This window comes from Lactobacillus sp. C449L, assembly GCF_059900815.1.
Genome location: NZ_JBWXGA010000002.1, coordinates 183,259 through 209,070, shown reverse-complemented (window position 1 = coordinate 209,070; position 25,812 = coordinate 183,259). Strand labels below are relative to the sequence as shown.

General features: G+C 38.5%; 22 protein-coding genes and 1 pseudogene. 21 read left to right on the top strand and 2 right to left on the bottom strand.

The window, feature by feature from the left end; translation table 11 throughout:
• Positions 1-30 precede the first annotated feature (30 nt).
• The 4 genes and pseudogenes from AC2JF9_RS04390 (at position 31) to AC2JF9_RS04375 (ending at position 4,692) form a co-directional block, all read left to right on the top strand.
• A complete protein-coding gene (locus tag AC2JF9_RS04390) occupies positions 31-1,020 on the top strand; it encodes an asparaginase (protein ID WP_500725831.1) in 990 nt (329 codons plus the stop codon).
• Between the two features lie 165 nt (positions 1,021-1,185).
• Positions 1,186-2,004, top strand: coding sequence for a hypothetical protein (locus tag AC2JF9_RS04385; RefSeq protein ID WP_500725576.1), 819 nt, complete (start codon positions 1,186-1,188; stop codon positions 2,002-2,004).
• A 313-nt stretch (positions 2,005-2,317) separates the two neighbouring features.
• A complete protein-coding gene (locus tag AC2JF9_RS04380; RefSeq protein ID WP_500725575.1) occupies positions 2,318-4,129 on the top strand; it encodes an FAD-dependent oxidoreductase in 1,812 nt (603 codons plus the stop codon).
• Between the two features lie 129 nt (positions 4,130-4,258).
• A pseudogene (locus AC2JF9_RS04375) lies at positions 4,259-4,692 on the top strand (GrpB family protein).
• Positions 4,693-4,924: 232 nt separating this feature from the next.
• On the opposite strand, the gene AC2JF9_RS04370 reads toward AC2JF9_RS04375, so the two are convergent.
• A complete protein-coding gene (locus tag AC2JF9_RS04370) occupies positions 4,925-5,089 on the bottom strand; it encodes a hypothetical protein (RefSeq protein WP_500725574.1) in 165 nt (54 codons plus the stop codon).
• Positions 5,090-5,528: 439 nt separating this feature from the next.
• Complete coding sequence (locus AC2JF9_RS04365) at positions 5,529-6,875, bottom strand: threonine/serine exporter family protein (protein ID WP_500725573.1); 1,347 nt, start codon at positions 6,873-6,875, stop codon at positions 5,529-5,531.
• A gap of 273 nt (positions 6,876-7,148) precedes the next feature.
• On the opposite strand from AC2JF9_RS04365, the gene AC2JF9_RS04360 reads away from it, so the two are divergent.
• The 17 genes from AC2JF9_RS04360 to AC2JF9_RS04280 all read left to right on the top strand — a co-directional run bounded on the left by AC2JF9_RS04360 (position 7,149) and on the right by AC2JF9_RS04280 (position 25,789).
• Positions 7,149-7,601 carry a MarR family winged helix-turn-helix transcriptional regulator gene (locus tag AC2JF9_RS04360; protein WP_500725572.1) on the top strand — a complete coding sequence of 151 codons (453 nt, stop codon included), beginning with the start codon at positions 7,149-7,151 and terminating at the stop codon, positions 7,599-7,601.
• Positions 7,602-7,650: 49 nt separating this feature from the next.
• Positions 7,651-9,054: an MDR family MFS transporter gene (locus AC2JF9_RS04355; protein ID WP_500725571.1), complete on the top strand. Its 1,404-nt coding sequence runs from the start codon at positions 7,651-7,653 to the stop codon at positions 9,052-9,054.
• A gap of 181 nt (positions 9,055-9,235) precedes the next feature.
• Positions 9,236-9,991, top strand: a complete 756-nt coding sequence (locus AC2JF9_RS04350; protein WP_500725570.1) for a DeoR/GlpR family DNA-binding transcription regulator — start codon at positions 9,236-9,238, stop codon at positions 9,989-9,991.
• Positions 9,992-10,906 (top strand): 1-phosphofructokinase, encoded by a 915-nt coding sequence (gene pfkB, locus AC2JF9_RS04345; protein ID WP_500725569.1) that lies wholly within the window; start codon positions 9,992-9,994, stop codon positions 10,904-10,906.
• 17 nt (positions 10,907-10,923) lie between these two features.
• Positions 10,924-12,891: a PTS fructose transporter subunit IIABC gene (locus AC2JF9_RS04340; RefSeq protein WP_500725568.1), complete on the top strand. Its 1,968-nt coding sequence runs from the start codon at positions 10,924-10,926 to the stop codon at positions 12,889-12,891.
• Between the two features lie 267 nt (positions 12,892-13,158).
• A complete protein-coding gene (locus AC2JF9_RS04335; RefSeq protein ID WP_500725830.1) occupies positions 13,159-14,853 on the top strand; it encodes a LytS/YhcK type 5TM receptor domain-containing protein in 1,695 nt (564 codons plus the stop codon).
• 15 nt (positions 14,854-14,868) lie between these two features.
• On the top strand, positions 14,869-15,603 hold the full coding sequence (locus tag AC2JF9_RS04330) for a LytTR family transcriptional regulator DNA-binding domain-containing protein (RefSeq protein WP_500725567.1): 735 nt from the start codon (positions 14,869-14,871) through the stop codon (positions 15,601-15,603).
• Between the two features lie 173 nt (positions 15,604-15,776).
• A complete protein-coding gene (locus tag AC2JF9_RS04325; RefSeq protein ID WP_500725566.1) occupies positions 15,777-16,217 on the top strand; it encodes a CidA/LrgA family protein in 441 nt (146 codons plus the stop codon).
• Positions 16,218-16,219: 2 nt separating this feature from the next.
• Positions 16,220-16,948: an LrgB family protein gene (locus AC2JF9_RS04320; protein WP_500725565.1), complete on the top strand. Its 729-nt coding sequence runs from the start codon at positions 16,220-16,222 to the stop codon at positions 16,946-16,948.
• A gap of 295 nt (positions 16,949-17,243) precedes the next feature.
• Positions 17,244-18,143 (top strand): metal ABC transporter solute-binding protein, Zn/Mn family, encoded by a 900-nt coding sequence (locus AC2JF9_RS04315; protein WP_500725828.1) that lies wholly within the window; start codon positions 17,244-17,246, stop codon positions 18,141-18,143.
• Between the two features lie 19 nt (positions 18,144-18,162).
• Positions 18,163-19,350 (top strand): SLAP domain-containing protein, encoded by a 1,188-nt coding sequence (locus AC2JF9_RS04310; protein WP_500725564.1) that lies wholly within the window; start codon positions 18,163-18,165, stop codon positions 19,348-19,350.
• Positions 19,351-19,403: 53 nt separating this feature from the next.
• A complete protein-coding gene (locus AC2JF9_RS04305; RefSeq protein WP_500725826.1) occupies positions 19,404-20,024 on the top strand; it encodes a metal ABC transporter ATP-binding protein in 621 nt (206 codons plus the stop codon).
• The gene (locus AC2JF9_RS04300) at positions 20,024-20,821 is read left to right on the top strand and encodes a metal ABC transporter permease (protein WP_500725563.1); all 798 of its coding nucleotides are present in this window, start codon (positions 20,024-20,026) and stop codon (positions 20,819-20,821) included. Before AC2JF9_RS04305 ends, AC2JF9_RS04300 begins: the two co-directional genes overlap by 1 nt.
• A 171-nt stretch (positions 20,822-20,992) precedes the next feature.
• Positions 20,993-22,222, top strand: a complete 1,230-nt coding sequence (locus AC2JF9_RS04295) for a lactate oxidase (RefSeq protein ID WP_500725562.1) — start codon at positions 20,993-20,995, stop codon at positions 22,220-22,222.
• A 175-nt stretch (positions 22,223-22,397) separates the two neighbouring features.
• A complete protein-coding gene (locus tag AC2JF9_RS04290; RefSeq protein WP_500725561.1) occupies positions 22,398-23,894 on the top strand; it encodes an ABC transporter substrate-binding protein/permease in 1,497 nt (498 codons plus the stop codon).
• Positions 23,887-24,633, top strand: coding sequence for an amino acid ABC transporter ATP-binding protein (locus AC2JF9_RS04285; RefSeq protein WP_500725560.1), 747 nt, complete (start codon positions 23,887-23,889; stop codon positions 24,631-24,633). The genes AC2JF9_RS04290 and AC2JF9_RS04285 overlap by 8 nt, the downstream gene beginning before the upstream one ends.
• A gap of 13 nt (positions 24,634-24,646) precedes the next feature.
• The gene (locus tag AC2JF9_RS04280) at positions 24,647-25,789 is read left to right on the top strand and encodes an ArgE/DapE family deacylase (RefSeq protein ID WP_500725559.1); all 1,143 of its coding nucleotides are present in this window, start codon (positions 24,647-24,649) and stop codon (positions 25,787-25,789) included.
• The last annotated feature ends 23 nt before the right edge of the window (positions 25,790-25,812 follow it).

Here is a 25,812-nt window from a genome sequence, read left to right as displayed (position 1 = left end):
GGTATAAATGTTAGAATTGGCTTGACTATTATGTATGGAGGAGAACAGACTGTGACTAAGAAAATTTTGATTTTGCACACTGGCGGAACAATTTCAATGTCAGAAGATGAATCCGGTAATATTAAGCCCAATGCTCAAAACCCGCTAGCGGCACTTTCATTAGGTAACCAAGGTGAACTAAAACTTGTAACGGAAGAAATTTTTAATATTCCTTCGCCACACATGACACCAGAACGCATGCTCGAATTATCTTTGCGAATTCGCCGCGCTGAAAGCGAGGGCTTTTTTGGTGCGGTAGTAACGCATGGCACGGATACCTTAGAAGAAACGGCGATTTTTTTAGATTTGACTATTTCTAGTAAAATGCCGGTAGTGGTTACGGGGGCAATGCGTTCTTCTAATGAAGTAGGCAGTGATGGTTTATACAATTTTCGGACAGCTATTACGGTTGCCAGTGCATCGACGTCAGTTGGTAAAGGAGTCGTGGTTGTAATGAATGATGAAATTCACTCAGCTCGCTATGTTACTAAAACGCATACTACAAATGTAGCAACTTTTCGTACCCCAACTTTTGGTCCAATCGGTATTGTTTCTGAAGGACATGTTAATTACGTCCAAACGATTAAACCGCAACAGCATTTACCGATTGACCATGTGGTTTCAGATGTTTATCTGATCAAGGCCTATGCGGGAATGGGCACGGAGCTTTTGCACGCTCTAAACAAGCCTACAACTAATGGGTTAGTAATTGAAGCACTTGGTGCAGGTAACTTGCCGCCTCAGACTTTACCTGAGCTACAGTCATTAGTTGACCGCCACATACCAATCGTTTTAGTTTCTCGTTGTTTTAACGGGATTGCTGAACCGGTCTATGATTACGAAGGTGGTGGCGTTAACCTTGCCAAGATGGGTATTATATACTGTCGCGGACTTACTGGACCAAAAGCAAGAATCAAGCTGCTAGTTGGCTTGAGTGCCGGTCTTAAAGATGAAGAATTAAAGAAATATATTAATAACTGAGCAAATAAAGTGTAGTTTTTAAACTTAAAGTAAAACTACACTTTTTCTTTATAAATTAGGAAAATTATAACTTTTAATGATGGGTATTGTTACATTCGCATGATGAATTTTGTGCTAAAATTAATTTGCTAATGAAAACAGCTGCATAAAAAAGAATGAGTGATTATGGCTACGAAATCTAAGAAAAATGAATTTGAAGACTTGTTATCGTTGAATGACGCTACCTCCAACACAGAAGTAGAGAAACTTGTAATTGGTAAGTCCAACCTTCCAGGTCCTAGGGCTAATTTAACGTTTGCTTCTGAATTCGCTCAGTATTTTCAAAAGCAGGTGGTGCCGGAACCTCTTTGGCAGTTGATTATTCAATGGGCACACATTTCAGCAGACGAGACCCAGGACGATACTTCCAGAGAATATCTTCCTTTTTGTGCAATTCAAGCCATAGGTACCCATGTTGAATTTTCCGACCGACAAGATCAATTAATCGGTATATTGAAAGGCGCAATGAGTGATTCTAGATGGAGGATCAGAGAAAGTGCTGCCATAGCTTTTCAGATCATCGGTGAAGGCGATTTTGGCTTATTGGAACAATACTTCAACGAATGGATAAAAAATGCCAATTTTCTTGAACAGCGGGGTATTTTGGCTGCCCTTGCGCATCCTCCCATTCTGAAAAATAGTGATCATGCGAGATTCGCACTTAAGATGGCGGACGACATCATGTCCAAGGTAATACAAGTTCCTTCTCAAGAACGAAGGTCAGAAGAATTTAAAGCCTTAAAGAAAGGTTTAGATTATTGTTTGAGCGTATTTGTCAGCGCTCTTCCCTCAGATGGATTTGTGCTTCTTGATACATACGCCCAAATAGACGATCCAGTTGTTACCAGTGTAATAAAATCAAACTTGGGTAAAAGCAGAATGAAAAACAAATACCCTTCAGAAGTTTCAGATATCAGTAAAACTATTTCAAATAAAGGGATATGAGAATATTTTAAAGGTTCTCATTGATAGAGGCATTAGTCTTGACAAGATGGATATTATATACTGTCGCGAACTTACTGGACAAAAAGCAGGAATTAAGTTGCTAGTTGGCTTGAGTTCCGGTTCTAAAGAAATATATTAATAACTGAGCAAATAAAGTGTAGTTTTTAGACTGAAAGTAAAACTATACTTTTTCTTTATAAATTAGGAAAATTTTAACTTCTATTGTAGTTGTTTTTGACAATCGTATAATCAATTTTGTGCTAAAATTAGTTTGTTAATGAAAACAGTTACATAGAAAAAGAAGGATCTCCAAATGATTTATCAAAAAGACCTTAAATGGGATGCTAATTATGATGTTGTTGTATTAGGCTTTGGTGGTGCTGGTGCCACTGCAGCTCGTTTTGCTGCAGATAACGGTGCAAAAGTTTTACTCGTTGATGCAGCGCCAGAAGGCCACGAAGGCGGTAATACTCGTTATTCGGCGCAATTGATTGGTACGGGTAATGACTTTAATGAACTAAAGAAATACTATAAGAACTTAACGGCCCCAATGTCACTAGATGAGGACATGATTGACACTTACGTTGAGGGAATGGTTAATACTCCAAAATACGTTACTGAGTATTTGGGTGTCAAACCATGTAGTGCCAAAGAATACGCGCCAGAATTGCTACATCATGCTTATGAAGAGTTTCCGGAGTTTGAAGGATCTGAATCCTATGATTTCACTACTGTTCGCGAATCTTGGTTTGACGCGGCATTATGGAAGATTTTAAAAGAGCAAGTTGTCAAACGCCAAGACAATATTGACGTGATGTACCAAACTCCTGCTAAAGAACTGATCCAAGATCCAGAAACACGCAAAATTGAAGGAGTTCTCATAGAGCGTGATGGCAAGTTGATCAAGGTTCAAGCCAAAAACGGCGTGGTAATGACTACTGGTGGTTTTGAAAACAACCAGGCGATGATCGAAGACTATATTGGTGCCAAGAGACTGGCGCCACTTGGCACTCTTTACAACAAGGGTGATGGTATCAAAATGGCCGAGCAAGTTGGTGCTGATTTCTGGCATATGCATAACTACGAATCACTTGGTTTGCTTCATGGAATGGCCTTTGCAGTACCAGAAGGTGAACGTGGTCGCTTAATGTTAGGTGCTCAGAATATAGCTGTTGCCCACGGTAGTTCATTTGTAGTTGGTGATGATGGTACTAGATACTTTAATGAAGCTGAGGACAACCGCCACGGTCATATAAAGAATCATGGTGAATGGAAAGTTCCGATTAATCAAGTACATCCTTATTTAATTTTTGACGAAGTTAAAAAGAAGGAATTAGATAGCGACCCAATCATTGGTGAATACAATGTCTATACTGAAAATGTGATTAAAGCTAATTCAGTTGCTGAATTAGCTGAAAAAATTGGTGTAGAACCAGCAACTTTGCAAGACTCACTTGAGCGCTTTAACAAAGCAGCTAAAGAGCATGATGACCCAGAATTCCGCCGTGACCCGGCAACTATTCGAGCTTTTGAAGAAGGAGCAATTTATGCTATTCGGATGGAGCAAGCTATGCTTAATACGCAAGGCGGTGCAAGGAGAAACAAGGAAGCCGAAATCTTGGATACCAAGGGTAAACCAATTCCTCATTTATATTCTGCTGGTGAATTTGGTGGCATCTGTGCAAACCAATACCAAGGCGGTAACAACATTGCTGAATGTCTCATCTGGGGTAAAATTGCCGGAGAGAATGCTGCCAAAGACAAGGCTGATTCTACGGTGGACGCAGTGAGTGGAGCTTCTACTCATGATGTACATTTGACTTCAGATCTTAAGCATGAGAACTTCCCAACCGAAAAAGATCAATATATTGGTCGTTCCAACGGTGGTATGGGAGGCGAAATAGTAGTTCGTGTCACTGCTGATAAGGAAAAGAATCTAAAGAAAATTGAGGTTTTGAAGCAAGCCGAGTCTGCCGACTATGGTCTCAAAGCAGTAAAATTGTTGCCTGAAGAAATGGTTAAGCAAAATAAGGTTGATGTTGATGCTGTTTCTGGAGCTTCTAGTACTACTCGTGGATTAAAAGACGCAGTTAACGATGCATTAAGTCAGATTGATAAACAATAAAAAACAAGTGAGACCATTTTTGTTTATGGAATATCAACTAGTTACATGAGTGACTTAAAAAATGAGCATGCAGCATGGGGTGTAATTTATGAAAACTAAAAAAGTTATTGTTGTCCCCTATAACGAGCAATGGTCAAAAAATTTGAAAAAATTAAACTGGAGATACTTACCGCATTAGGTCCGCTAGCAGTGTCGGTTGAACATGTTGGTAGTACCGCAGTAAAAGGGTTATGGGCAAAACCCATTATCGATATTGATGTTGTTATCTCAGAAATATTGGATATCATCATGAAGGCAATCTTGGCATCAGTGGACGCGAAGCCTTTTGTTATAATAAACTGGAGCTTATGCTCCATCATCTATATGTTTGTCCATTGGATTCAGAAGAATTAAAAAGACATCTTACTTTTCGAGATTTTCTGCGTACCCATCCCAATGTTGTTGAGGAATACAGTTGCGTGAAACGTGAAAGAGCAAAATTGTTTCCGGAGAATATTGATGCATATATTCAATACAAAAGTCCAATCATTGAAGAAATTTATAGACGTTGTGGATTAGTATAGTTGCAGCAGTAAATTACTAATTCATTTTTGTGTAATAAACTCGATCTTTAAGGCAACCAAGCAATGACAACTTGGTTGCCTTTATAATTTATGTTAGTCGTGATATGCTGTTTTCTCGCCATTACGGAGAAAGAACACGCCCTCATCGCTTTTTCGGAATTCAATAAACCGGCTTTACAATCACATCGTAGTATTTCAGGTCGAGTTCCATTGAGCAGTTCAGCCGGTCGGATTATTCACAGGCAATCAGCGCTGTACCTGAACCGCCGAACAAATCTAGACCGTATTCCCAGCCAGCCGTAGTAAATCGGCTCATATTGGTGTGATAGTCTTTCCGGAAAAGTACAAAGGAGTCTTCGTCCAGATAATCGAGGATAACCGCGCCGCGTACACTCATTTTATACTGCGCGCCGAATGGCCTAGAAATCAGCAACAAAACACAGTTGACACCTATTTTCAGTCATATATTTATGAGTGATTCTGCCGGATATCCGCAAGGATACCTGGCTTTTTGTCGAAGGTGACCATGTGGAAGAATTTCGTAGTCTGAAAAATTATAAGCTCTTCCATTTTAAAGAGAAGGGGGTCAATATATAAGTTGCGGTTCGCGGACTTGGCGTTGTGCGCCGTCAAGTCCGTACTGCCTATGAGGAAATCCAAAAAAAAAACGGTCACGAATACTTGCACAAGGCTATGACGATACCTACGGTGTTAATATTTGGTTACTGTATTTTTTTAGGTCGGAATGCTATTCAAGCAATTGCAAATAAGTAGTAAAATTTGATAATTTGATTAGTATAAAAATCAAGATTAGATTTAAGAAATACCTCCAATTTTTAATCAGCGTGTCGCCATTTTTTGTCAGTTAGAATACGAGCAGTTAAAAGACCAATTGGTAGGGCTGTAATAATCATTAAAGCATTCATGATCCAGTAGGCCCCAATATTTATATTGGTCACACCAAAATTAAAGACGGCGCGATACATATAAAGCCCCGGCACCATGATAACTATCGCTGGCACTGTAATTGCAATTCGTGGAAATCCAACTTTATCGCGAACAAAGCTAGCAACTAAACCAGCAAGTAGTGCCCCGATAAAAGCTGCAAGTGGCGCTGGCACATGATTGAATTCGGCTAGTCCCAAACGTAAAGTATTAGCAAAAGCCCCAATCAAAGCGGCAATTGTTGCCATTGAAGGTGTAGCATTGAACATAATTGAAAAGCCATAAACACCGCAGAAACTGGCTATTAGCCGCAGTGCTGTTAAAAGGAAAGGGTTCAAGTTAAGTTCCGGTATTGAACCCGGTTGTAGATTAAGAGTAGTGGCCATTCCCCAGCCAACCATTGTGGCAATCATAATGATTAATACAGCATAGGCAAGTCGTTCAAGTCCTGATCTCATATCAAGTTTTGACATATCTAATCCAGAAGTAATGAAAGGGAAGCCCGGAATGACATAAAGCATAGCCCCGATATAGCCGTATGCGTGACGAGGGCTCCAGCCCCAAATTTTTTCACCAAGCTGGAAGCAAAAGAAGTAAACAGCACAGGAAATTGCAACACCCACCGCTATTTTTGCCACTAAGGTAATCTTATTTTTAGTCAGAATCCCGCGAAAATAGTTTCCGATAGCTGCACCAAAAAAAGTGCAAATCATTTCTGGCAAACCACCGCCGAGTAGAAAAATAAAGCTTGCGCAAGCAAGTCCAGCACTTAAAGCTGAAATTGTAAGTGAATAGGCTTTGGTGTGGTTTTCAATCTGATTGAGTTCATGGTGCACGGTGCCAATTGTTAAATACGAGTTTTCGGTTTCGAGGCGTCGAACAAAGTCTTCCATTTTATTTAACTTGTTCATGTTAACGTCTGTTGTTGGAAGTGATAAAGTTTGGGAATATGACTTGTTGTCTACATCAAAGCAGGTATAACTAATGGTTAAGAGACCAATATCAGCAGAGCAGGTAATATCTAGAGCACGTGCAACTGTATTCATTGAATCCCGCACACGCCAAGCGCCAGTACCACATTCAAGCAACATAATGCCAATCCTGCCGACTAGCGATCCCTTTTCTACTAAAGTTGTATCTTTAACTAAAGTGTCATCAGAGCTTTTAAAAAATTCTTTCCAATGAATTCTCATATGGTGATGAGAAGATATATGGTGTTGAGCTTCATTTTCATCCATTATAGAATGCGTGACCTTTCTAAAATTTTGCTGATATTATTTTAATTCTATCACAAATGAAAAAATGTAAATTAAATAGGAACCGCTTACAATAATTGATGAACAATAGAGTAATTATTTAATTGTATGGTAGTATTTAAATATGCTAACCAACTTGAATTACATAGTAAAAGAAACTGCAATTGATTTTTTCAAAAAAAATTTAATAAAAAGTTGTTCGCTATGAAAATTATGTAGTATACTACATAACTATAAAATAGAAAGGAAAGGAAAATGTCGAATCACTATTTAGATCAGCTTGGCCCTAAAATAAAAATAGCTAACACTGTGGTTGAAAAAGAACTGAATAATCGCTTTGCAGAACTATTTAAAAAATACTCGCTCACTGGCGCGCAAATTTCGCTTTTGGTTTATTTGTATGATTCCAAAGGTCGAACAATTACGCAAAAAGAAATAGCTGATACCTTTGTTTTAAGTCATCCAACTATTCGTGGAATTGTCAAACGACTCGAAGATAATGAAATGATTGCCACTTCTCACCTTAAAAATGATCAGCGTCAAATTGTATTAACATTGACTGCTAAAGGCTTTGATTTGCTTGATAATAATATTACGGAAATTCATGACATCATGAACAAGGTAAATGAACGAATTATTGCTGGTTTAACTGATTCAGATGTTAAGCAATTAAATTCAATTTTGAATGTAATAATTGCCAATTTCTAATTTTTATTTTATAAAAAGTGTAGCATGCTATACAAAAAGGAGCGAAATAATGGAAAATAATATAAAAAGTATTTCTGGTAAAAAAAGAACGCTGATGATGACAGTCCTATTATTTGGGGCGTTTGTTGCTTTACTTGCCGAAACGTTCTTAAACAATGCTCTGCCTTCGATCATGAAGTCATTCGGAGTTAGTCAGTCGACTGCGCAGTGGCTTACAACCGCATATTTGTTGGTAGTTGGATTAATGATTCCTATTTCAGCATGGATTTTTGAGTCATTTAGCTTAAAGCAAAACTATTTAACAATGATTGGTATTTTCTTTGTTGGATCGATTATTTGTATTTTCGCACCTAACTTTTATGTTTTACTTGCTGGCCGTATCATTGAAGCCGTTGCTGCAGGTGGATTGATGCCATTCATCCAAAATGTTATTTTGATGATGTTTCCGCCAGAAAAACGAGGCTTAGCTATGGGTATTACTGGCTTCGTGGTTGGTTTTGGGCCAGCTGTTGGACCAACAATTTCTGGTTTGATCTTAAAGTATGCCGAATGGCAAATGTTATTTGTAATTTTAAGCATTGCTAGTGGAATTGTCGGTATTCTTGCCTTATTCACAATACAAAACATCACTACGGCTCATATGAGTTCAACTGATGGAATTTCCTTTTTGGAATCGATTTTCGGTTTTGGGTTGATTTTATATGCTTTGTCAGAGGTTGGAAATACTGGAAAAATAACTCTAACCTTGGTACTAGTCTTTATTGTTGGCTTAGTTATTATTGGGCTGTTTTGCTATCGCCAATTACATATGGCGGAGCCATTGCTTGATATTCGTGTATTTAAAAACTTCCGGTTTGACTTATGTACCTTACTAAGCACTATTAGTAACATTTCTATGGTTGGTATTGAGTTGGTTCTACCGCTTTATTTGCAAACGACGCGTGCAGAATCAGCTTTGACATCTGGGTTAGTAATGATGCCGGGCGCATTAGTAATGATTATTTGCAATCCGGTTTCAGGCGACTTATATGATCGACTAGGAATTAAAAAGTTATCGCTCTTTGGCTTTATCATGTTGCTGATTGGTACTTTACCGATGTTGCTATTTAATACTGAGACTAGTTTAGTTTTAATTAGCGTTTGTTACGCACTACGAATGATTGGGATTTCATTTACAATGATGACAACTTTCACTGCAGGGATTAATGAAGTTCAAACTGATATGACTGCCCACGCTAACGGTGCTCTTTCGACTGTCAGACAAATTGGTGGTTCACTAGGAACTGCTTTAGCCATGCTAGTTGTTACTTTAGGAGCCAGTGGAATAGCTGGCAGCAAAGCTGTCAAGCTTGAAAATGGCTATCACTTAGGCTTTATTTTAATGTTGATTTTTGCCATTATTGGCTTTGTTTGTTCATTTGCATTACCGTCTGCAAAAAATGAACATAAATAGATAAAGAAAAAAGCAAAAAGTTTATAAGCTGCACAGTTTAACTGTGCAGTTTTTTGTTGTTTATAAGCAAATAATTGCATATTGTCTGCTCGTTTTTGAAAGAAATTGAATTTTTTTGCTCTAAAATGATTGCTTTTGAGTGAAAACGCGCATAAAATTACTCAAGGAGGTGAAGAAGGGTATGCTAACGCAAAAGCGACGAAAATTGATTGAGCACTATGTTAATCAGCACGAGTTATGCCGAGTTTGTGATTTGTCTGAAATTACTGCAACTTCGGAATCTACGATTAGGCGGGATTTGATTCAGCTGGAAGAAGAAGGCTTGGTCAAACGAGTTCATGGTGGTGCGCAGTCGGTTAAGAACTTTGCTCATGATGTTTCGCAGCATATTCGCTTCACAATGAATCATGATGATAAAGTTCTCATTGCGCGCTATGCAGTAGAGCACTACGTGCACGAAAACGATTATCTTTTTATCGATGCGGGTACTACTAGTTATGAAATGGTACCATTTCTTGCTGAAATTGCGGGGGTAACAGTTGTAACTAATGGAATTGATACTGCGATGAGCGCTGTAGGACATGGTATTAACACTATCCTCTTAGGTGGAAAAATTAAAGCGAATACTCATGCGGTTGTTGGTGAAGCTGCACTTGAACAGATGCGCAGTATGAACTTTGCGGCTAGTTTTGTAGGAACTAATGGTATTGACCATCTGGGCAGTTTAACTACACCTGACCCCGAAGAAGCAGCGGTCAAGAAACTTGAAATCGCGCGGGCCGATCATACCTATATTTTGACGGATGTTACTAAAGTCGGCGAACGAAATTTTGCAGTTTTCGGTAATGCTAAAACCAATACTGTAATTACTACCGCACTTACTACGCAGCACAAGAGCATTTTACCTGCAAAGATTGATTTGAAGGAGGCTAAATAGATGATATATACGGTTACCGTTAACCCGGCTTTGGATTACGTAATTCAGCTTGAACGGGTAGATAGCGGAAACGTGAACCGTAGCAACAATTGTACATTTCTGGCTGGAGGTAAGGGAATTAATGTTTCTCAAATTCTTAATCAGTTAAAAATTGACAACACTGCTTGGGGATTTGTTGGTGGCTTTACTGGTAAAGAGTTGGTGCGTCAACTGAATCAGCGAAGGATTGTTAATGATTTCGTAACTATCTCTGATGCTACGCGTGTCAATGTTAAAGTCCATGCTCAAGCTGAAACAGAAATTAATGCAGCTGGTCCTAACATTACTGAGCAAGAAATCACTGCTTTTCAAGCGCATCTAAGCGATCTGAAAAAAGGTGATATTGTTGTTTTAAGCGGATCTTTAGCACCAAGCTTGCCAGTTGATTTTTATAAACAACTATTACCAACAATTAAAAAGGCTGAGGCTGAATTTGTTATTGATACAACAGGTCAGGCGTTGCTTGATACACTGAGTTATAAACCGTTGGTAATTAAGCCAAATCATCATGAACTTGCGGATTTATTCAACACAAAGTTTGAATCTGATCAAGACATGCTGGAATGTGCACATAAATTACTTGATTTAGGTGCGCAAAACGTAATGGTTTCAATGGCTGGTAAAGGCGGTTATCTAATTACACGGGATCATTTCTATCATGCTAAGGCTGCTGTGGGAACAGCAGTTAACTCAGTGGGTGCTGGTGATTCAATGATTGCCGGCTTTGTCGGAACTTATGTCAAAAATAATGATCCGGTTGAAAGCTTTCGCATTGGAATGGCTTGTGGCGCTGCGACAGCCTTTACGAAGGATATTGCGGTGATGAGCCAGATTAATGCCGTTTTGCCACAGATTAATGTAGAACAAATTTCATAATTAAGGAGAAAGAACGAATGAAAATTAAAGATATTTTAGCTCCTGAATCGATGATTATGTCACTTAATGCGACTAATAAAGAAGATGCAATTAAGGAAATGGCTGATTTAGAAGTCAAGACCGGCATCGTTAATGATGAAGATGAATTCATTAAGTCGATTTGGGCACGTGAAAATGAATCGACAACTGGTATTGGTGATGGTATCGCCATGCCGCATGCTCGTAATAAGTCAATTAACAAGGCACGGGTTTTGTTTGCTAAAAGCGAAAAAGGTATTGATTACAACTCATTAGATGGCCAACCAGTTAATCTGTTCTTTATGATTACTGCCCCTGATGGAGCAGATAATACTCATCTTGAGGCTTTGGCCAAATTATCTGGTTTGTTGATTAATCCTGAGTTGGTCAGTGCATTGAAAAAGGCGCAGTCACCTGAAGAAGTTATTACGCTTTTTGAAGATGCTGAGCAAAAGAGCGATGCAGACAAAAAAGCCGAAAAAGAAAAAGCCGCAAGTTCTGCAAGTTCAAGCAAAACTGAAAAACCATTAATTGTCGGTGTTACGGCATGTATCAACGGAATTGCGCATACTTATATGGCTCAAGAAGCCATTATTAAGGCTGGTAAAGCTCGTGGTGCAGATGTTCGGATTGAAACAAATGGTTCAGAAGGTGTTAAAGACAAGCTAACAGCTGATGAAATTAAGCGTGCTGTTGGTGTCGTTATCGCTTCGGATAAGAAAGTTGACATGCCCCGCTTTGATGGTAAGCCATTAATTAGCAGACCTGTGGTTGACGGAATTAACAAACCTGATGAATTAGTAGAAACGATTTTAGATGAAAAAGCTAGTGTTTACCATTCTGATGGACAAGCTAGTTCAAGCTCTGCAGATGATTCTAAAAAAGGCTTTTGGGGTTCGATTTACCAAAACTTAATGAACGGTGTTTCGCATATGCTTCCGTTTGTTATCGGTGGCGGTATCTTGATGGCTATTTCTTTTATTGTTGAGAACTACGCTGGCGGACCTAAATCACCTGCTTTCATTTTCTTAAACAATGCTGGTAACATGGCCTTTGCCTTTATGGTACCAATTTTGTCAGGCTATATCGCTGAGTCAATTGGTGACTTGCCGGCTTTAATGCCTGGTTTTGTAGGTGGCTTTATGGCTACTGTATACAGCGGAGCATACGGTGGTGCATATGTAGCTAATGTTTTAACAGATGCTAAATCACCTGCTGGCTTTCTTGGTGGTCTTGCTTCGGGATTTATTGCTGGTTATTTAGTGGTTGGCTTGAAAAAATTGTTTGCCAAACTACCTAAGTCACTTGAAGGGATGAAGCCAATGCTAATCTACCCAATTTTAAGTCTTTTACTGATTGCTTTAATTATGTACTACGTTGTTAATCCAATCTTTAGTACGATTAACTTTGCCATTACCAATTTCTTAAACCGTATGGGTACTGGTAATTTAGTTGTCTTGACTACAATCTTGGCCGCAATGATGTCAATTGATATGGGTGGACCATTCAACAAAGCCGCTTATGTCTTTGCTTCAGGTGCATTTGCTAATGACCCGCATTCATCTGTTGCGGCAGTGATGATGGCAGCAGTTATGGTCGGCGGTATGGTTCCACCATTTGCTACAGCAATTGCAACTACTTTCTTCAAGAACAAATATACTGAAGATGATCGTCGTGCTGGTATTACTAACTGGATTTTGGGCTTTTCATTCATTACAGAAGGAGCAATACCATTTGCAGCTGCTGATGCTGGTCACGTTATTCCATCATGTATTATAGGCTCGGCAGTTGGAGGAGCTTTGGTCGGTCTTTGGCGTATCGGCGTTCCTGCACCGCACGGCGGTTTGTGGGTATCTCCACTTGCTAACCACATTGTTCTCTATTTTGTGGCAACTTTAGTTGGTTCAATTGTTGCTGGGGTGATTTTGGGAATGTGGAAAAAACCACTTGATTCTCAAAGTAAATAAAATAGCTAAATTTCAATGTGTCACATTCGTGACGCATTTTTTTGTGAAGCACTACAAACTAGACAAACCAAGTTTCTTAGCAAAAGTTAAGGCCATAATTTGAGCAATTAATCCGTATTTTTAAACAGTTAAAGACGATTTTTGATTAAAATACGGTTTAAAGTGCAATACTTAAATGGTAAAAAGGGATAGTTTTACCTAAATCAGAATGAGGAGACAATCGTGTTTAATCTATTTATCTTATTGGCTGAGCGATTAGGAATTATTATGATTCTGGCCTTTTTGCTTGTTAATATGCGCTTTTTTAGAGATTTGATTGAAAAAAGAACGATAAAATCACAAATTTGGTTGTTTATAATCTTTTCTCTGTTTGTGGTTGTGGCTAATTTGACAGGAGTTGAAATTTCCAGTTCGAAAGAAGTTATTACGCCACTTATTATTACCGGCTTACCGCAAAGCGACTCAATTGCCAACACTCGCGTTTTAGTTATTACAACAGCTAGTTTGACGGCCGGACCTTATGTAGGCATGCTGGTGGGATTAGTCGGCGGGCTGCACCGGGTAATTTTTGGTGGTTTTTCCGATTATTTTTATATTGTTAGTTCAGTTTTAATTGGTTACTTGGTTGGAGTTTTAGGTGATCGGGTAAAGAAAAACAACTTATATCCTTCAACCATGTGGGTGGCAATTTTGTCGTTTTTAGCTGAATTGATTCAAATGGCTTTCATTTTTGCCTTTCATGGTTTTGGTTTGATTAAACTGATTTTTGTTCCGATGATTTTGCTTAACACAATCGGCTCATGTTTATTCATTGAAATTTTAAAAACCTATTTATCAAATGAACGGCAATTGCGCGCTGTTCAAACAAAAGATGTTTTGGAATTGACTAATAAGACCCTACCATATTTTCGGCATGGTCTCGATCAAGATTCAGCTGAACATGTCTGTCGAATTATTAAGCAATATACTAAGTTTGATGCTGTGGGACTAACTGATCGGGACAATGTGTTAGCTCATGTTGGTGCGGGGCAGGATCATCATATCGGAGGCGAGCCGGTTATTACTGATTTATCTAAAACAGTTATTGCCACTGGTAAAGAAAAGTTAGCTCACAGTAAGGAAGAGATAGGCTGTCCTAATAAATCTTGCCCGTTAACTTCGGCAATTGTTTGCCCTTTACAAGTTAATAAAAAGACAATCGGTGCTTTAAAACTATATTTTTGTGAAGGTCGAGAAATGACGGTAGTTGAGGAAAATTTGGTCCGCGGACTAGCGATGATTTTTTCTGGCCAACTTGCAATTGGCATTGCTGAGCAGCAAACCGCTTTACTAAAGGAAACAGAGATTCGCGCATTGGAAGTACAAATTAATCCGCATTTCTTCTTTAATGCGATCAATGCAATTGGTGCCTTAATGCGAGTTGATGTTGACAAGGCTCATGAGGCTCTGATGGAACTGAGTACGTTTTTTAGGTCAAGTTTGAAAAATAGTCAAACAAAAGAGATCAAGTTGGAAGAAGAAAAGCGTCATGTAGAGTCTTACGCAGCCATTGAAAGCTTACGTTTTCCTAATAAATTTACCATTGACTACCGTATTGATGTTCCAGATAACACAATGCTGCCGTCATTTTGTCTACAGATTTTTGTTGAAAATGCAATTCGACATGCATTTAAGGGTAGAAAAACAGGTAATAAAGTTATTATTAACTTAAAAAAGACTGACATTTACTTGGAAATTACAGTTAGCGATAACGGTGATGGTATTGATCCAACGGTTTTAAAACGATTAGGTCAAGAGCCAATCAATGAAACTAATGGCAGCGGCCTTGCCCTTTATAACTTAAATCAGAGATTGGTAGGTTTATATGGGACAAATAGCCATTTGCAGATTAAAAGCAGTGCAAAAGGCACATCTTTTAGAACTGTAATTCCATTTAAGCAATCTCAAAGTGAAGCAAGTTAGAAAGGAGAAACGCAGATGAAGATTTTAGTAGTTGATGATGAACCATTGGCGCGAACTGAATTATCATATTTGATTAAAAATAGTCCTATTATGCAAAAACAGGAATTCAAACTTTATGAAGCTGAAGACATTAAATCTGCCCAGGGAATTTTATTAAAGCAAAAAATTGATTTGGTATTTTTGGATATTTCATTGAACGAAGAAAATGGCTTTGAACTAGCTGATGAGTTAAAACAATTATCTTATTCGCCAATGATTGTTTTTGCTACTGCTTATGATGATTATGCTGTCAAAGCGTTTGATGTTGGGGCGCTGGATTATGTCTTAAAGCCTTTTGAACAAAAGCGCGTGGATTTAGCTCTGCAAAAAGCAATAAATGTTTTATCATCAGAAAAAACTGAGCCTACTCAAAATAAAGCTGAAAATGAAATTCTTAGTATCGAACTTGAAGATCGTAATGTAGTAATTAAGAAACTAGATATCGTGACGGTTACTGTTAATAATGGTCTTTTGACTATTGCAACTGCTCGTGAGAAGTTTGAAACCCGAAGAACCTTAGCGTGGGCAAAAGAGCGCCTAACCAATAAGTGCTTCATGCAAGTATATCGGAACGCTATTGTGAATGTCGATGAAATAAAAGAAGTTCAGCCTTGGTTCAACCATAGCTTGCTTTTGATTATGAGTAATGGCGAAAAAATACAGGTCGGTCGCTCGTACCGTAAAGAACTAAATGAACGTTTGGGGATGTAGTTTAACAAGTAGATTTGTAGATAAAAATTTACCGCCAAGGTCTTGTGAAATTGTTTCTGTGCAGTTCGCAAGGCTTTTTTTACTGTTCGCGTAAAAAGCGCTTACACCAGAATAACTTTCGACTATCCTATACTTGAAAGCAAAAGAAGATGTAGTGAGAAAGGAAATGGCCTATGAAAAAGGAAAATAAAGAAACACCAAAGTCAGCACCGATCTTAGTTCAGATGTTTATTTATGCGGCAATTTTATTTGTATCACAAATAATTTCTGATTTAATGCCGAAATCATTTCCAGTGCCAACTCCGGTAATTGGCTTAGTGTTACTCTATGTTTTATTGACTGCACACATTATTAAGGTTGAATGGGTTGACTCTTTTGGCAGTGCGCTAATTTCACTAATTGGGTTTATGTTTGTACCGTCTGGTATTTCTCTAGCGGCTAATTTAAAGATTATGGCAAAAGAAGGGGTGCAATTAGTAATTGTTATCATTATTTCAACCATCATTTTATTAGTAGTCACTGCATATACAACCAAGTTTTTTAGCTGGCTTATTAAAAAGATAACTAATAAGTGGGTAAGTGCTTCTGAAAGTAAGAAAGTAAGGGAGAATTAATAATGAAATATCTAATGACCCCATTATTTGGCGTGTTTTTATCGCTATTTGTATTTCTGATCGGTCAATGGCTATTCAAAAAGTCAAAAGGTTTCTTTCTTTTTCAACCATTATTTGTAAGCATGGTTTTAGGAATTGTAATTTTGGTCATTCTTGCTAAATTTTTTGGAACTACAACAGCTACAATTTATACTAAGGCCTATAAACAAGGTGGTGATATCATTTTCTGGTTTATTACACCTGCGACAATTGCTTTCGCTGTTCCACTATACAAGCGTAATGATGTTGTTAAGAAAAACTGGCTAGTGATTCTGTTAGGATTAGTCATTGGTACCTTTATTTCAATGATTTTAATTACTCTGGTAGCAAAAGGATTAGGTCTGAATAAAATCGGTATTAAATCAATGCTTAGTCAGTCAGCCACTACCGCAGTCGCAATGCCACTTACTGCAGCAATCGGAGGTGATGCTTCTGTTACGGCAATGGCATGTATTATCAACGCCGTGGTTATTTATGCCTTAGGCAAACAGCTTGTTAAGTGGTTTAACTTAAACAGTGATCCTCTTGGTACTGGTTTAGGACTGGGTACAGCTGGACACACTATTGGGTCAGCTTTTGCTCTTGAGCTTGGTTCAATCCAAGGGGCAATGGCTGCGGTAGCAGTGGTTGCAACTGCTATAGTTGATAATTTGTTGGTTCCAGTCTTTGCTCATATGGTTGGATTATTATAGTTTTTAATTAATTATTTTTTATACATTTACTTACACAAAAAGCGTGCGGACAAGTTCCGGACGCTTTTTGGTTCTTTTGAAATAAATTTAAGGTAAATGTCAAATTTTAGTAACAAACTTGTTTTAAGTACGTAGCCATAGGGCAAAATAACTTTTGGCATAGCAGTCCTTATATTGCTCCCTTAATAGCTAACCTTTTTTAGTGTATAATGGTTATTAAAAGTAAGTAGCTTTTTATTTCTGCAGTTGGACAATTGCAGTGGTATTGATTGTGAAAACGAAAAATAGAAAAGGAATGACAACAATATTGAAATTTGCCAAAATAAAGAAATTATTTGCTGTGACTACCTTGACTGGTTTGCTTTTTTTAATGCTAAGTGGATGCTCACAAAAACCTGAGAAAAACGCTAAAATATCAATCATGACCACTACTAATGTATATGCTGATATTGCTAAAAATGTGGTCGGCAAGTATGGAACGGCTGAAGCAATTATCAAGAATGCCAATGCTGATCCACACGATTTTGAACCGACAACTGATGATGCTAAGACTCTTTCAAACGCAGACATTGTTGTTGCCAATGGCCTGGGCTACGATAGTTGGATGAACAAACTAGCATCTTCGGTGGACAAAGAACCCGTTTTGGTTGGTGAAGACTTGATGAATTTGAAGCAAGGAGCCAATCCTCACATTTGGTTTGATTTGACTATGCCGACAAAGTATGTTAATTACTTAGTTAGGAAGTTGAGCAAAAAAGATCCGCGTCATGCAAGCTATTATCGCGATAATGGTCAAAACTATTTAGCTAAAGTAGCGCGTATTCAAAAGATTGCCACTAAAATTGATGGTCAAAGCAGTAAACCAGTTTATGTAAGTGAACCTGTTTTTGACTATGCTTTGGAGGCTACACACATAGCTGTTGCTGATAAGGACTTTGAAAAAGCGATTCAAAATAATACAGACCCGAGCCCAGCAACTGTTCAACAGATGACCGAAGGAATTAAGAAGCACAAAATTGCTTTCTTTGTCGCTAATTCCCAAACTTCTAGTTCAACCGTAGACAATTTTATTAAACTGGCAAAACAGCAGAATATTCCTGTCCTACCAGTACGAGAGACAATCCCAGATAAGACCACTTACCTTGATTGGATGACTGATAATTATCAAAAATTGGCTGATGTAGCCAAGAAATAGTTATTGCGAGGAAAGAAAAATGAGGAAAATGATTGCCGCTATGGCTTTAATTGCGGGAGCAGCGCTTCCGGTTGCTGCAACTGCCGCTGAACCTGTAGCAGTTCATGCTAGTTCAATTAATGATATGGCAAAGCAGAATAGCTATGGCGGAATAACTTACCTTGAGCAAATGCTTCAAGAAGCGGGCATAAAATACAACAATTTTTCTGCACAGAATCCGCTCAAATACCGTAATGGCAAGCCCGAAGGAGTCGTTATTCATGAAACCGCAACTCCTGGTGCTTCGGCGTATAACGAAGCAATTTATTTCAATCGCGAGTGGATGAACATATATTCTTATGTACACGCTTTTGTTGATAAAACTGGTGTCATTCAGATGATGGAACCAGATTATGGCGTGTGGGGTGCAGGCCCAATTGCTAACAATCGATTTTTCCAAGTTGAATTGTGTGAAGAAAACAATCTTTCTGATTTTGCTAAAAGTATTAATAATGACGCGATTTACGTTGCGCAAATAATGCTGAGATATAATCTTGTGCCTGATAACGCTGTTCATGATGGCAAAGGAACTGTTTGGTCTCATCGTGCCGTGTCACAGTTCTTAGGTGGCACAGACCATGGGGACCCCGATGGCTACTTTGCAAAATGGGGTTATTCAATGGATGACTTCTATGACCTTATCAAATATTACTATGATAATGGTGCGATAACTAGTGGTAACACAGGTACTGGTAATACTAAACCGGTAGAAAAACCAGTAGTGCCTACAAAGCCAGCTATACCTGCCAAGCCGAAGCCAAAACCAACTGTAACTAAGCCTACTGGAACAGCATCATTACCTAAGCCCATTGGAACAAGACTCTTGATGCATAATGCGCTAGTTTATGATGAAAATGGCACAGCAACTAAGCTGCCATCCAAAAAGGCTGGTACAAATTTAACCGTTTATGGAACCAAAACAATTAAAGGAAAGAAGTATTTCCAAGTTGGCTCTAATCAATATGTAGTTGCAACTAATGTCGAAGGAACTTTGCAGCTTTTGAAATCTAACGCTTATCTTTATGATAAAGATGGTAATAGAATTGGAAAAAGTAAATTAAAGCGTGGCAACTATGTTAGAACATATGGCAGCCGAGTTAGAATCCATGGTAAAAAATACTACACTATTGACAATGGACAATTTATTAAAGTTGGTAATTTTAAGTAAAAACAAACAAGGAGTGTAATTTGTCTGAAATTTTAGAAGTTAAAAATCTTTCGATGAAGTTTGACAAAAAAACAGTTTTCGAAAATTTGAATTTTAAGCTAAAAAAAGGATCAATGACCGCACTCCTTGGACCTAATGGTACAGGTAAAACAACTTTAATCAGTATTTTGATGAAGTTATTGACACCAACTAGCGGTTCATTTAAATTTGTCGATGGCGTTAGACTGGGCTATGTACCTCAATTTCGAAATATTGACGCTGAATATCCTTTATCAATTCAAGCATTTGTAAGTTTGAATGCACCGCTTGTTAAGACTAAAAAAGTTAAAGCGGTAATTCAAAAGCAACTGAAAGAGACAAATTTGTATGAAATCAAAAACACTCGGATGGGTGAAGCATCCGGTGGACAAAAACAACGAGCTTATTTAGCGCAGGCTCTTTTGGATGATCCTAATGTGATTATTCTTGATGAAGCAACGGCTAGTTTAGATCCAATGGCTAAAGATGAGCTGATGCAGTTGATTCAGCATCTAAACGACCAGCATAAGATTACCGTCTTATTTGTAACACATGACGTTCCGCTGGCTGCTAAGTATATGCAAGACTATTTATATTTAAACCACGGAACTATTGAGCAAGGAAAAATGGCTGATTTTAAGGAGGCGTACGAATAATGTTTGCCTATGACTTTATGCGTAATGCCTTTTTAGCAAGCACTTTTATTGCAATTACCTGCGGTACGGTTGGCGTTTATGTGGTCTCGCGCAACTTCAGTTTTCTGGCTCATACGTTGTCGGAAATTGGCTTTGCTGGAGCTGCGTTTGCGGTGTGGTTAGGTATAAATCCTTTATGGGGCATGCTGTTATTTACGCTTTTAGGTTCAATTAGTGTTGGTGAGCTATCTCTGCACAGTGAACAAAAAGAATCTTCAATTAGTGCAATTTCGGCATTGTTTGTTGGTTTAGGTGTTTTATTTTTGGCAATTTCAGGCACAAATAGCAACTACGCTACTAATATTCTGTTTGGCAGTATTATTGGTGTTAATAAACAGGGAGTTATTCAGCTCGTTGGACTATCGATAATTGTTCTTTTGTTAATTTTTAGTATCCAAAAACCACTGAATTTTGATTCTTTTGATCACATTGGTGCCTTGGCGCATGGGGTGAAAACCGGCATGGTCAGCGTAGTTTTTCTAGTTGCTTTAGCAATGTCAGTTTCAGTTGGTGCGCAGATTGTTGGTTCACTTTTAGTGTTTATTTTATTGACGTTGCCACCAGCAATTGCCAATTATTTGGGCAAAACAATTGGTTCAATGATTGCCTGGTCAGTTTTCTTCGCTCTAATTGGAGTGTGGCTTGGACTTTATCTTGGATTTATGACTAGTTTGCCAGTAACGTTTTTCATCGCAGTTATAGAAGTAATAATTTATCTTGTTATTTACTTTACAAATGTTATTAAGCATAATCGTTAATCAGTATTGTAAAAAAGAGTTTGGATAGTGCTACCTCTTGTAACTTTGTGAAAAATAATACAGAACTAAGGCTGATATTTTAGCATTTTTTTACAAATTTCACTAACTATTGTAAGCATTTGCATGTATAATAGAATTGTAAATTGATTAAACTAAAAGGAGTCTTATAAAATGACATCATACTATAATGGTTTTCCGCAAAGTGATCGTGATGAAGCAATTGATATGATTAACCTCGATGAGCTTGAGGAACGTGCAAAAGAAGTAATGCCAGAAGCTGCATATTACTACATTGCCTCTGGTTCAGAGGACGAATGGACTTGGCGTAACAATACTACTGCCTTTAATCATTTTCAAATTGTGCCGCGCGCTTTGACCAATATGGATAATCCTCAACTTGATACTGAATTCATGGGAATGAAACTGAAGACGCCAGTAATAATCTCACCGATTGCTTGTCACGGAATTGCTCACAAGGATGCTGAGGTTGCTACTCAAAAAGGTGCTGCTGCTGTTGGAGCTTTGTTTGGTTCAAGCACATATGGCAATAAAAGCGTAGAAGAAATTGCCGCTGCTGCTCCTGATGCGCCACGTTTTTTCCAGCTTTACCTAAGTAAAGACTGGGGCTTTAATGAAATGGTCTTTAAAGCCATTAAAAAGGCGGGGTACAAAGGCATTTACTTAACAGTCGATGCGCTTGTATCAGGCTTTCGTGAAGCAAACTTGAGGACCAAATTCGCTTATCCAGTACCACTTGACTTCTTTACGCGTTATCAAGGCGGTAAAGGCGAAGGCCAAACTGTAGCGCAAATGTATGCCTCATCAGCTCAAAAGATTGGCCCTGACGATATTAAGCGAATTAAGGAAATGTCAGGTCTGCCAGTGTTTGTTAAAGGTGTAGTTTGTGAAGAAGATGCTTACTTGGCAATGGGAGCAGGTGCTGACGGCATTTACGTTACTAATCATGGTGGTCGTGAAGTTGACTGTGGACCAGCTACTATTGATATGCTACCTGAAATTGCTAAAGCTGTTAACCATCGTGTTCCAATTGTTTTTGATGGTGGTGTACGACGTGGTTCGCACGTATTTAAAGCCTTAGCACTTGGTGCAGACCTAGTCGGCGTTGGTCGTCCTTATCTATATGGTTTAGCATTAGGTGGAGCAAAGGGTGTACAATCAGTTATTGAACAACTTAATAAAGAATTGCTAATTGATATGCAATTGACCGGTTGCAAGACTGTCGAAGACATTAAGCGCGCGAAAATTACGCACATCAATTACACTGCTGATAACTTAAAGTCAAACACTGATCCGTCAAGAATGAAACCATATCCGGTTACCCCTGAAAACCAAATGAAAGATGCGGGAACAGATGCAGTTTCCGGTGCATCACATTCATAAAAACTAATTTAATAATAAAGCGAGTCTTGCATATATTGGCTGTAAAAGCTGATGTGCAAGGCTTTTTTGCTGTTGTAATCAACAAAAATGAGAAAAACATTTGAATCTAAAGTTGTAATTTAATCTTTTGATTATTATAATTGCTATAATAAAAATCTAGCATGGAGGGAAAATTATGAAAAAAGCGTTGAAATGGGTTGAAACGCTTCTAGTAGCAATGCTGATGTTGGCCATAATGCCACAGACTGCCAATGCCGCTGAAAGTGATCAAGCACCAAAAGCAACGGACAATTACCTGAAAAAGGTAAAAGAAAAGGGCGAGATAGTTATGGGAACTAGTCCTGATTTTCCTCCTTACGAGTTTGTCAAAAACATTAATGGCAAATCTAAAGTCGTGGGGATGGATATCGAAGTCGGTAAAAAAATTGCCCGCGACCTTGGAGTTAAATTAGTGGTTAAGACAATGGACTTTGACTCGCTCTTAGTTGCCCTTGAAACAGGAAAAATTGATATGGTCATTTCTGGAATGACTGCAACTCCGAAAAGAGCGCAAAGTGTTGACTTTAGTAATGCATATTACCGCAGTGGCCAAGCACTGCTGATCAGAACTACCGATAAGGGTAAATACCATGATTACCGCTCATTTGGTGGTAAAGCAATTGCTGCTCAAACAGGTAGTTTGCAGGCGACTTTAATTAAAGAACAGGCCAAAAAAACTAAGTTAAAGACAATGGACAAGGATACTGATTTAGTTTTAGGCTTGAAAACAAATAAATTTGATGCTGTAGCGGTTGATACGGCCACGGCTGCGGCTTTTGCTAAAAACACTAATGGTATTATGGCGATACCATCTGGATTCAAAATTACTTCTGATGGTTCTGCAATTGCCTTCCACAAGGGTGCAAAAAGCTTGGTTAATGCCGCAAATAAATCGATTGCCGATATCAAGAAAAATGACTTGATTAACAAGGAGTACTTACCTAAAGCTGGTAAGTATTTAGCTAGTGGCAAAACTAAAAAAGAAGCTAAGGCATCAAATTCAATGTGGGCTTATAAGGACTTTTTTGCAGCTGGCGTTGGATATACTTTGTTCATTTCGGCAATTTCAGTCTTCTTTGGTTTCCTGCTTGGAGCAATTTTGGCGCTTATGCGACTGAGTCATAATCAAGTTGCGCATACTGTCGCAACTGCCTATATTGAATTTGTTCGTGGTACGCCTTTGATGGTACAATTGCTGTTTATTTACTTTGGCTTGGGTCTGATTGTTAATATTCCGGCTCTTTTATCGGGCATCATTGCTGTTTCACTTAACTCGGCAGCCTATGTCGCGGAAGTTATTCGATCAGGAATCAATTCAATTTCCATTGGTCAAACTGAAGCATCACGTTCTCTGGGATTATCAAAGTTTAAGACGATGCGCTATGTCATTATGCCGCAAGCAATGAAAAATATTTGGCCAGCTTTAGGAAACGAATTTGTTTCCTTGATTAAAGAGAGTTCAATTGTATCAGTTATTGGAGTTAGAGATCTTATTTACCAATCAAGAGTTGTCCAAGCTGATACATATCGTGGAGTTATGCCGTTGGTAATTACAATGATTTTGTACTTTATCATTACCTTTGGCTTGTCCAGTTTGATGAAAGTTTTTGAAAGGAAAATGAACCATGACTAAAGCACCGATTATTAAAGTTGAACACTTGAAAAAGTCATTTGGTCATAATGAAGTTTTAAAAGACATCAATTCAGAAGTTAATGATGGTCAAGTAATTTGTTTGGTTGGCCCTTCAGGTGCTGGTAAAAGTACTTTTTTACGTTGCCTTAACCTGTTAGATCAACCAACTTCTGGCAAAGTCTTGTTTGAGGATAAGGAACTAACAGCACTTAGTGAAGAACAATTAGACATTCTACGTGAAAAAATGGGAATGGTTTTCCAGCAATTTAATTTGTTTCCGCACATGAATATTATTGAAAATATCAAGCTGGCACCAATGAAAGTCAAAGAAATGACCGATGAAGAAGCTACAGTTAAAGGAATTGAGCTGCTGAAACAAGTAGGATTGGAGGATAAGGCAGAAGATTTTCCTGCAAGTCTTTCTGGTGGTCAACAACAGCGGGTGGCCATTGCTCGGGCGTTAGCAATGGATCCAGCAGTAATGCTATTTGACGAACCAACTTCGGCGCTTGATCCTGAAATGGTTGGCGAAGTGCTTAAAGTAATGCAAGATTTAGCGCAAAAGGGGATGACGATGGTTGTTGTTACCCACGAAATGGGCTTTGCTAAAAAAGTTGCTGATGAAATTTGGTTTATGGACGACGGATATATTCAGGAAAAGACGGCACCGCAAGAGTTTTTCGAACATCCTAAAACAGAGCGCGCCCAAGAATTTTTAGCAAAAGTGCTAGAAGCATAGGGGGTATGTGACTATGGAAAAAGAGCGTGCAGTTAAAATTCTTTCTGATTTGATTGCGATTGATTCGGCCAATGATCATGAAAGCCTAGTCGCCGATTATTTAACTGATTTGTTCAAAGGCTATCCTGTCGAAATACAGCGAGTAACCTATGCACCTGGGCGTGACAATCTTGTTATTACGATGGGTGATCAGGGTCCATTACTTGGTTTTTCTGGACACGAAGATGTTGTTTCAGCCGGAGACTTGAATAATTGGAAATTTCCCCCGTTTGAGCCAACTATTCGTGACGGCAAATTGTATGGTCGTGGCGCTAGTGACATGAAATCAGGCTTGGCAGCAATGGTTGTTGCAATGCTAGATTTATTGGAAAACAAAAAAACTTTGCCCGGACGTATTCGGCTTTTAGCTTCAGTTGGTGAAGAAACCGGTGAGTATGGTGCGGCACAGTTGACTAAAGCTGGTTATGCTACTGATTTAGATGGTCTAATTGTTGGCGAGCCGTCTAGCTTTAATGTCGAAGTCACGCATAAAGGGGTAATCGATTATTACGTTACTTCTAAGGGGGTCTGCGTTCATTCGTCAATGCCTGAAAAAGGAAAGAACGCGATTATGCCACTTATTACATTTGCGGAAAAAGTGCAAGACTTAATGGATACGCACACCAAAATGGATCCAGTTCTAGGTTCTTTTAGCCATGTAATTAGTCAAATTCAGGGCGGTAGTCAGATCAACTCCGTTCCAGATAGTGCTTGGCTTTCTGGCAATATCCGCACCACGCCGATTTATTCTAATGAGCAAATTTACCGAGAACTTGAAAAAATCATTGCCGAGCTCAATGAGCAAGGAGCGCAACTAGAAATACGCTATAGTTTTCCGGAAGTACCACTCCCCAGTCAAGCGGGCTCAAAACTAGCAAAATTAGCTCAAGAAGTTGTTCAAAATGAACTAAAACAACCTTGTGAGTTTGTGGCTGGCACAGGCGCTACGGATTCTTCTGAGTATATTTTGGCTGGCGATTTTCCAATTATTATTTTGGGTCCTGCTGCTGGCGATACAAATCATGAACCAAATGAATTTATTAGAGTAGAAGATTATTTACTTGGCTGCAAAATGTATCAACTATTGGCAGACCGCTTTTGGCAGGAGTATAAGTAAACAAAATCCCTTCTTCAAATACG

Bases quoted from the DNA above. Each gene is read 5' to 3' on its own strand.
- AC2JF9_RS04340 (WP_500725568.1), top strand. From the start codon at position 10,924: ATGAAAATTAAAGATATTTTAGCTCCTGAATCGATGATTATGTCACTT.
- AC2JF9_RS04315 (WP_500725828.1), top strand. From the start codon at position 17,244: ATGACAACAATATTGAAATTTGCCAAAATAAAGAAATTATTTGCTGTG.
- AC2JF9_RS04310 (WP_500725564.1), top strand. From the start codon at position 18,163: ATGAGGAAAATGATTGCCGCTATGGCTTTAATTGCGGGAGCAGCGCTT.
- AC2JF9_RS04335 (WP_500725830.1), top strand. From the start codon at position 13,159: ATGATTCTGGCCTTTTTGCTTGTTAATATGCGCTTTTTTAGAGATTTG.
- AC2JF9_RS04305 (WP_500725826.1), top strand. From the start codon at position 19,404: ATGAAGTTTGACAAAAAAACAGTTTTCGAAAATTTGAATTTTAAGCTA.
- AC2JF9_RS04360 (WP_500725572.1), top strand. From the start codon at position 7,149: ATGTCGAATCACTATTTAGATCAGCTTGGCCCTAAAATAAAAATAGCT.
- AC2JF9_RS04320 (WP_500725565.1), top strand. From the start codon at position 16,220: ATGAAATATCTAATGACCCCATTATTTGGCGTGTTTTTATCGCTATTT.
- AC2JF9_RS04285 (WP_500725560.1), top strand. From the start codon at position 23,887: ATGACTAAAGCACCGATTATTAAAGTTGAACACTTGAAAAAGTCATTT.
- pfkB (WP_500725569.1), top strand. From the start codon at position 9,992: ATGATATATACGGTTACCGTTAACCCGGCTTTGGATTACGTAATTCAG.
- AC2JF9_RS04300 (WP_500725563.1), top strand. From the start codon at position 20,024: ATGTTTGCCTATGACTTTATGCGTAATGCCTTTTTAGCAAGCACTTTT.
- AC2JF9_RS04365 (WP_500725573.1), bottom strand. From the start codon at position 6,875: ATGGATGAAAATGAAGCTCAACACCATATATCTTCTCATCACCATATG.
- AC2JF9_RS04370 (WP_500725574.1), bottom strand. From the start codon at position 5,089: ATGAGTGTACGCGGCGCGGTTATCCTCGATTATCTGGACGAAGACTCC.
- AC2JF9_RS04290 (WP_500725561.1), top strand. From the start codon at position 22,398: ATGAAAAAAGCGTTGAAATGGGTTGAAACGCTTCTAGTAGCAATGCTG.
- AC2JF9_RS04325 (WP_500725566.1), top strand. From the start codon at position 15,777: ATGAAAAAGGAAAATAAAGAAACACCAAAGTCAGCACCGATCTTAGTT.
- AC2JF9_RS04280 (WP_500725559.1), top strand. From the start codon at position 24,647: ATGGAAAAAGAGCGTGCAGTTAAAATTCTTTCTGATTTGATTGCGATT.
- AC2JF9_RS04295 (WP_500725562.1), top strand. From the start codon at position 20,993: ATGACATCATACTATAATGGTTTTCCGCAAAGTGATCGTGATGAAGCA.
- AC2JF9_RS04330 (WP_500725567.1), top strand. From the start codon at position 14,869: ATGAAGATTTTAGTAGTTGATGATGAACCATTGGCGCGAACTGAATTA.
- AC2JF9_RS04380 (WP_500725575.1), top strand. From the start codon at position 2,318: ATGATTTATCAAAAAGACCTTAAATGGGATGCTAATTATGATGTTGTT.
- AC2JF9_RS04390 (WP_500725831.1), top strand. From the start codon at position 31: ATGTATGGAGGAGAACAGACTGTGACTAAGAAAATTTTGATTTTGCAC.
- AC2JF9_RS04350 (WP_500725570.1), top strand. From the start codon at position 9,236: ATGCTAACGCAAAAGCGACGAAAATTGATTGAGCACTATGTTAATCAG.
- AC2JF9_RS04355 (WP_500725571.1), top strand. From the start codon at position 7,651: ATGGAAAATAATATAAAAAGTATTTCTGGTAAAAAAAGAACGCTGATG.
- AC2JF9_RS04385 (WP_500725576.1), top strand. From the start codon at position 1,186: ATGGCTACGAAATCTAAGAAAAATGAATTTGAAGACTTGTTATCGTTG.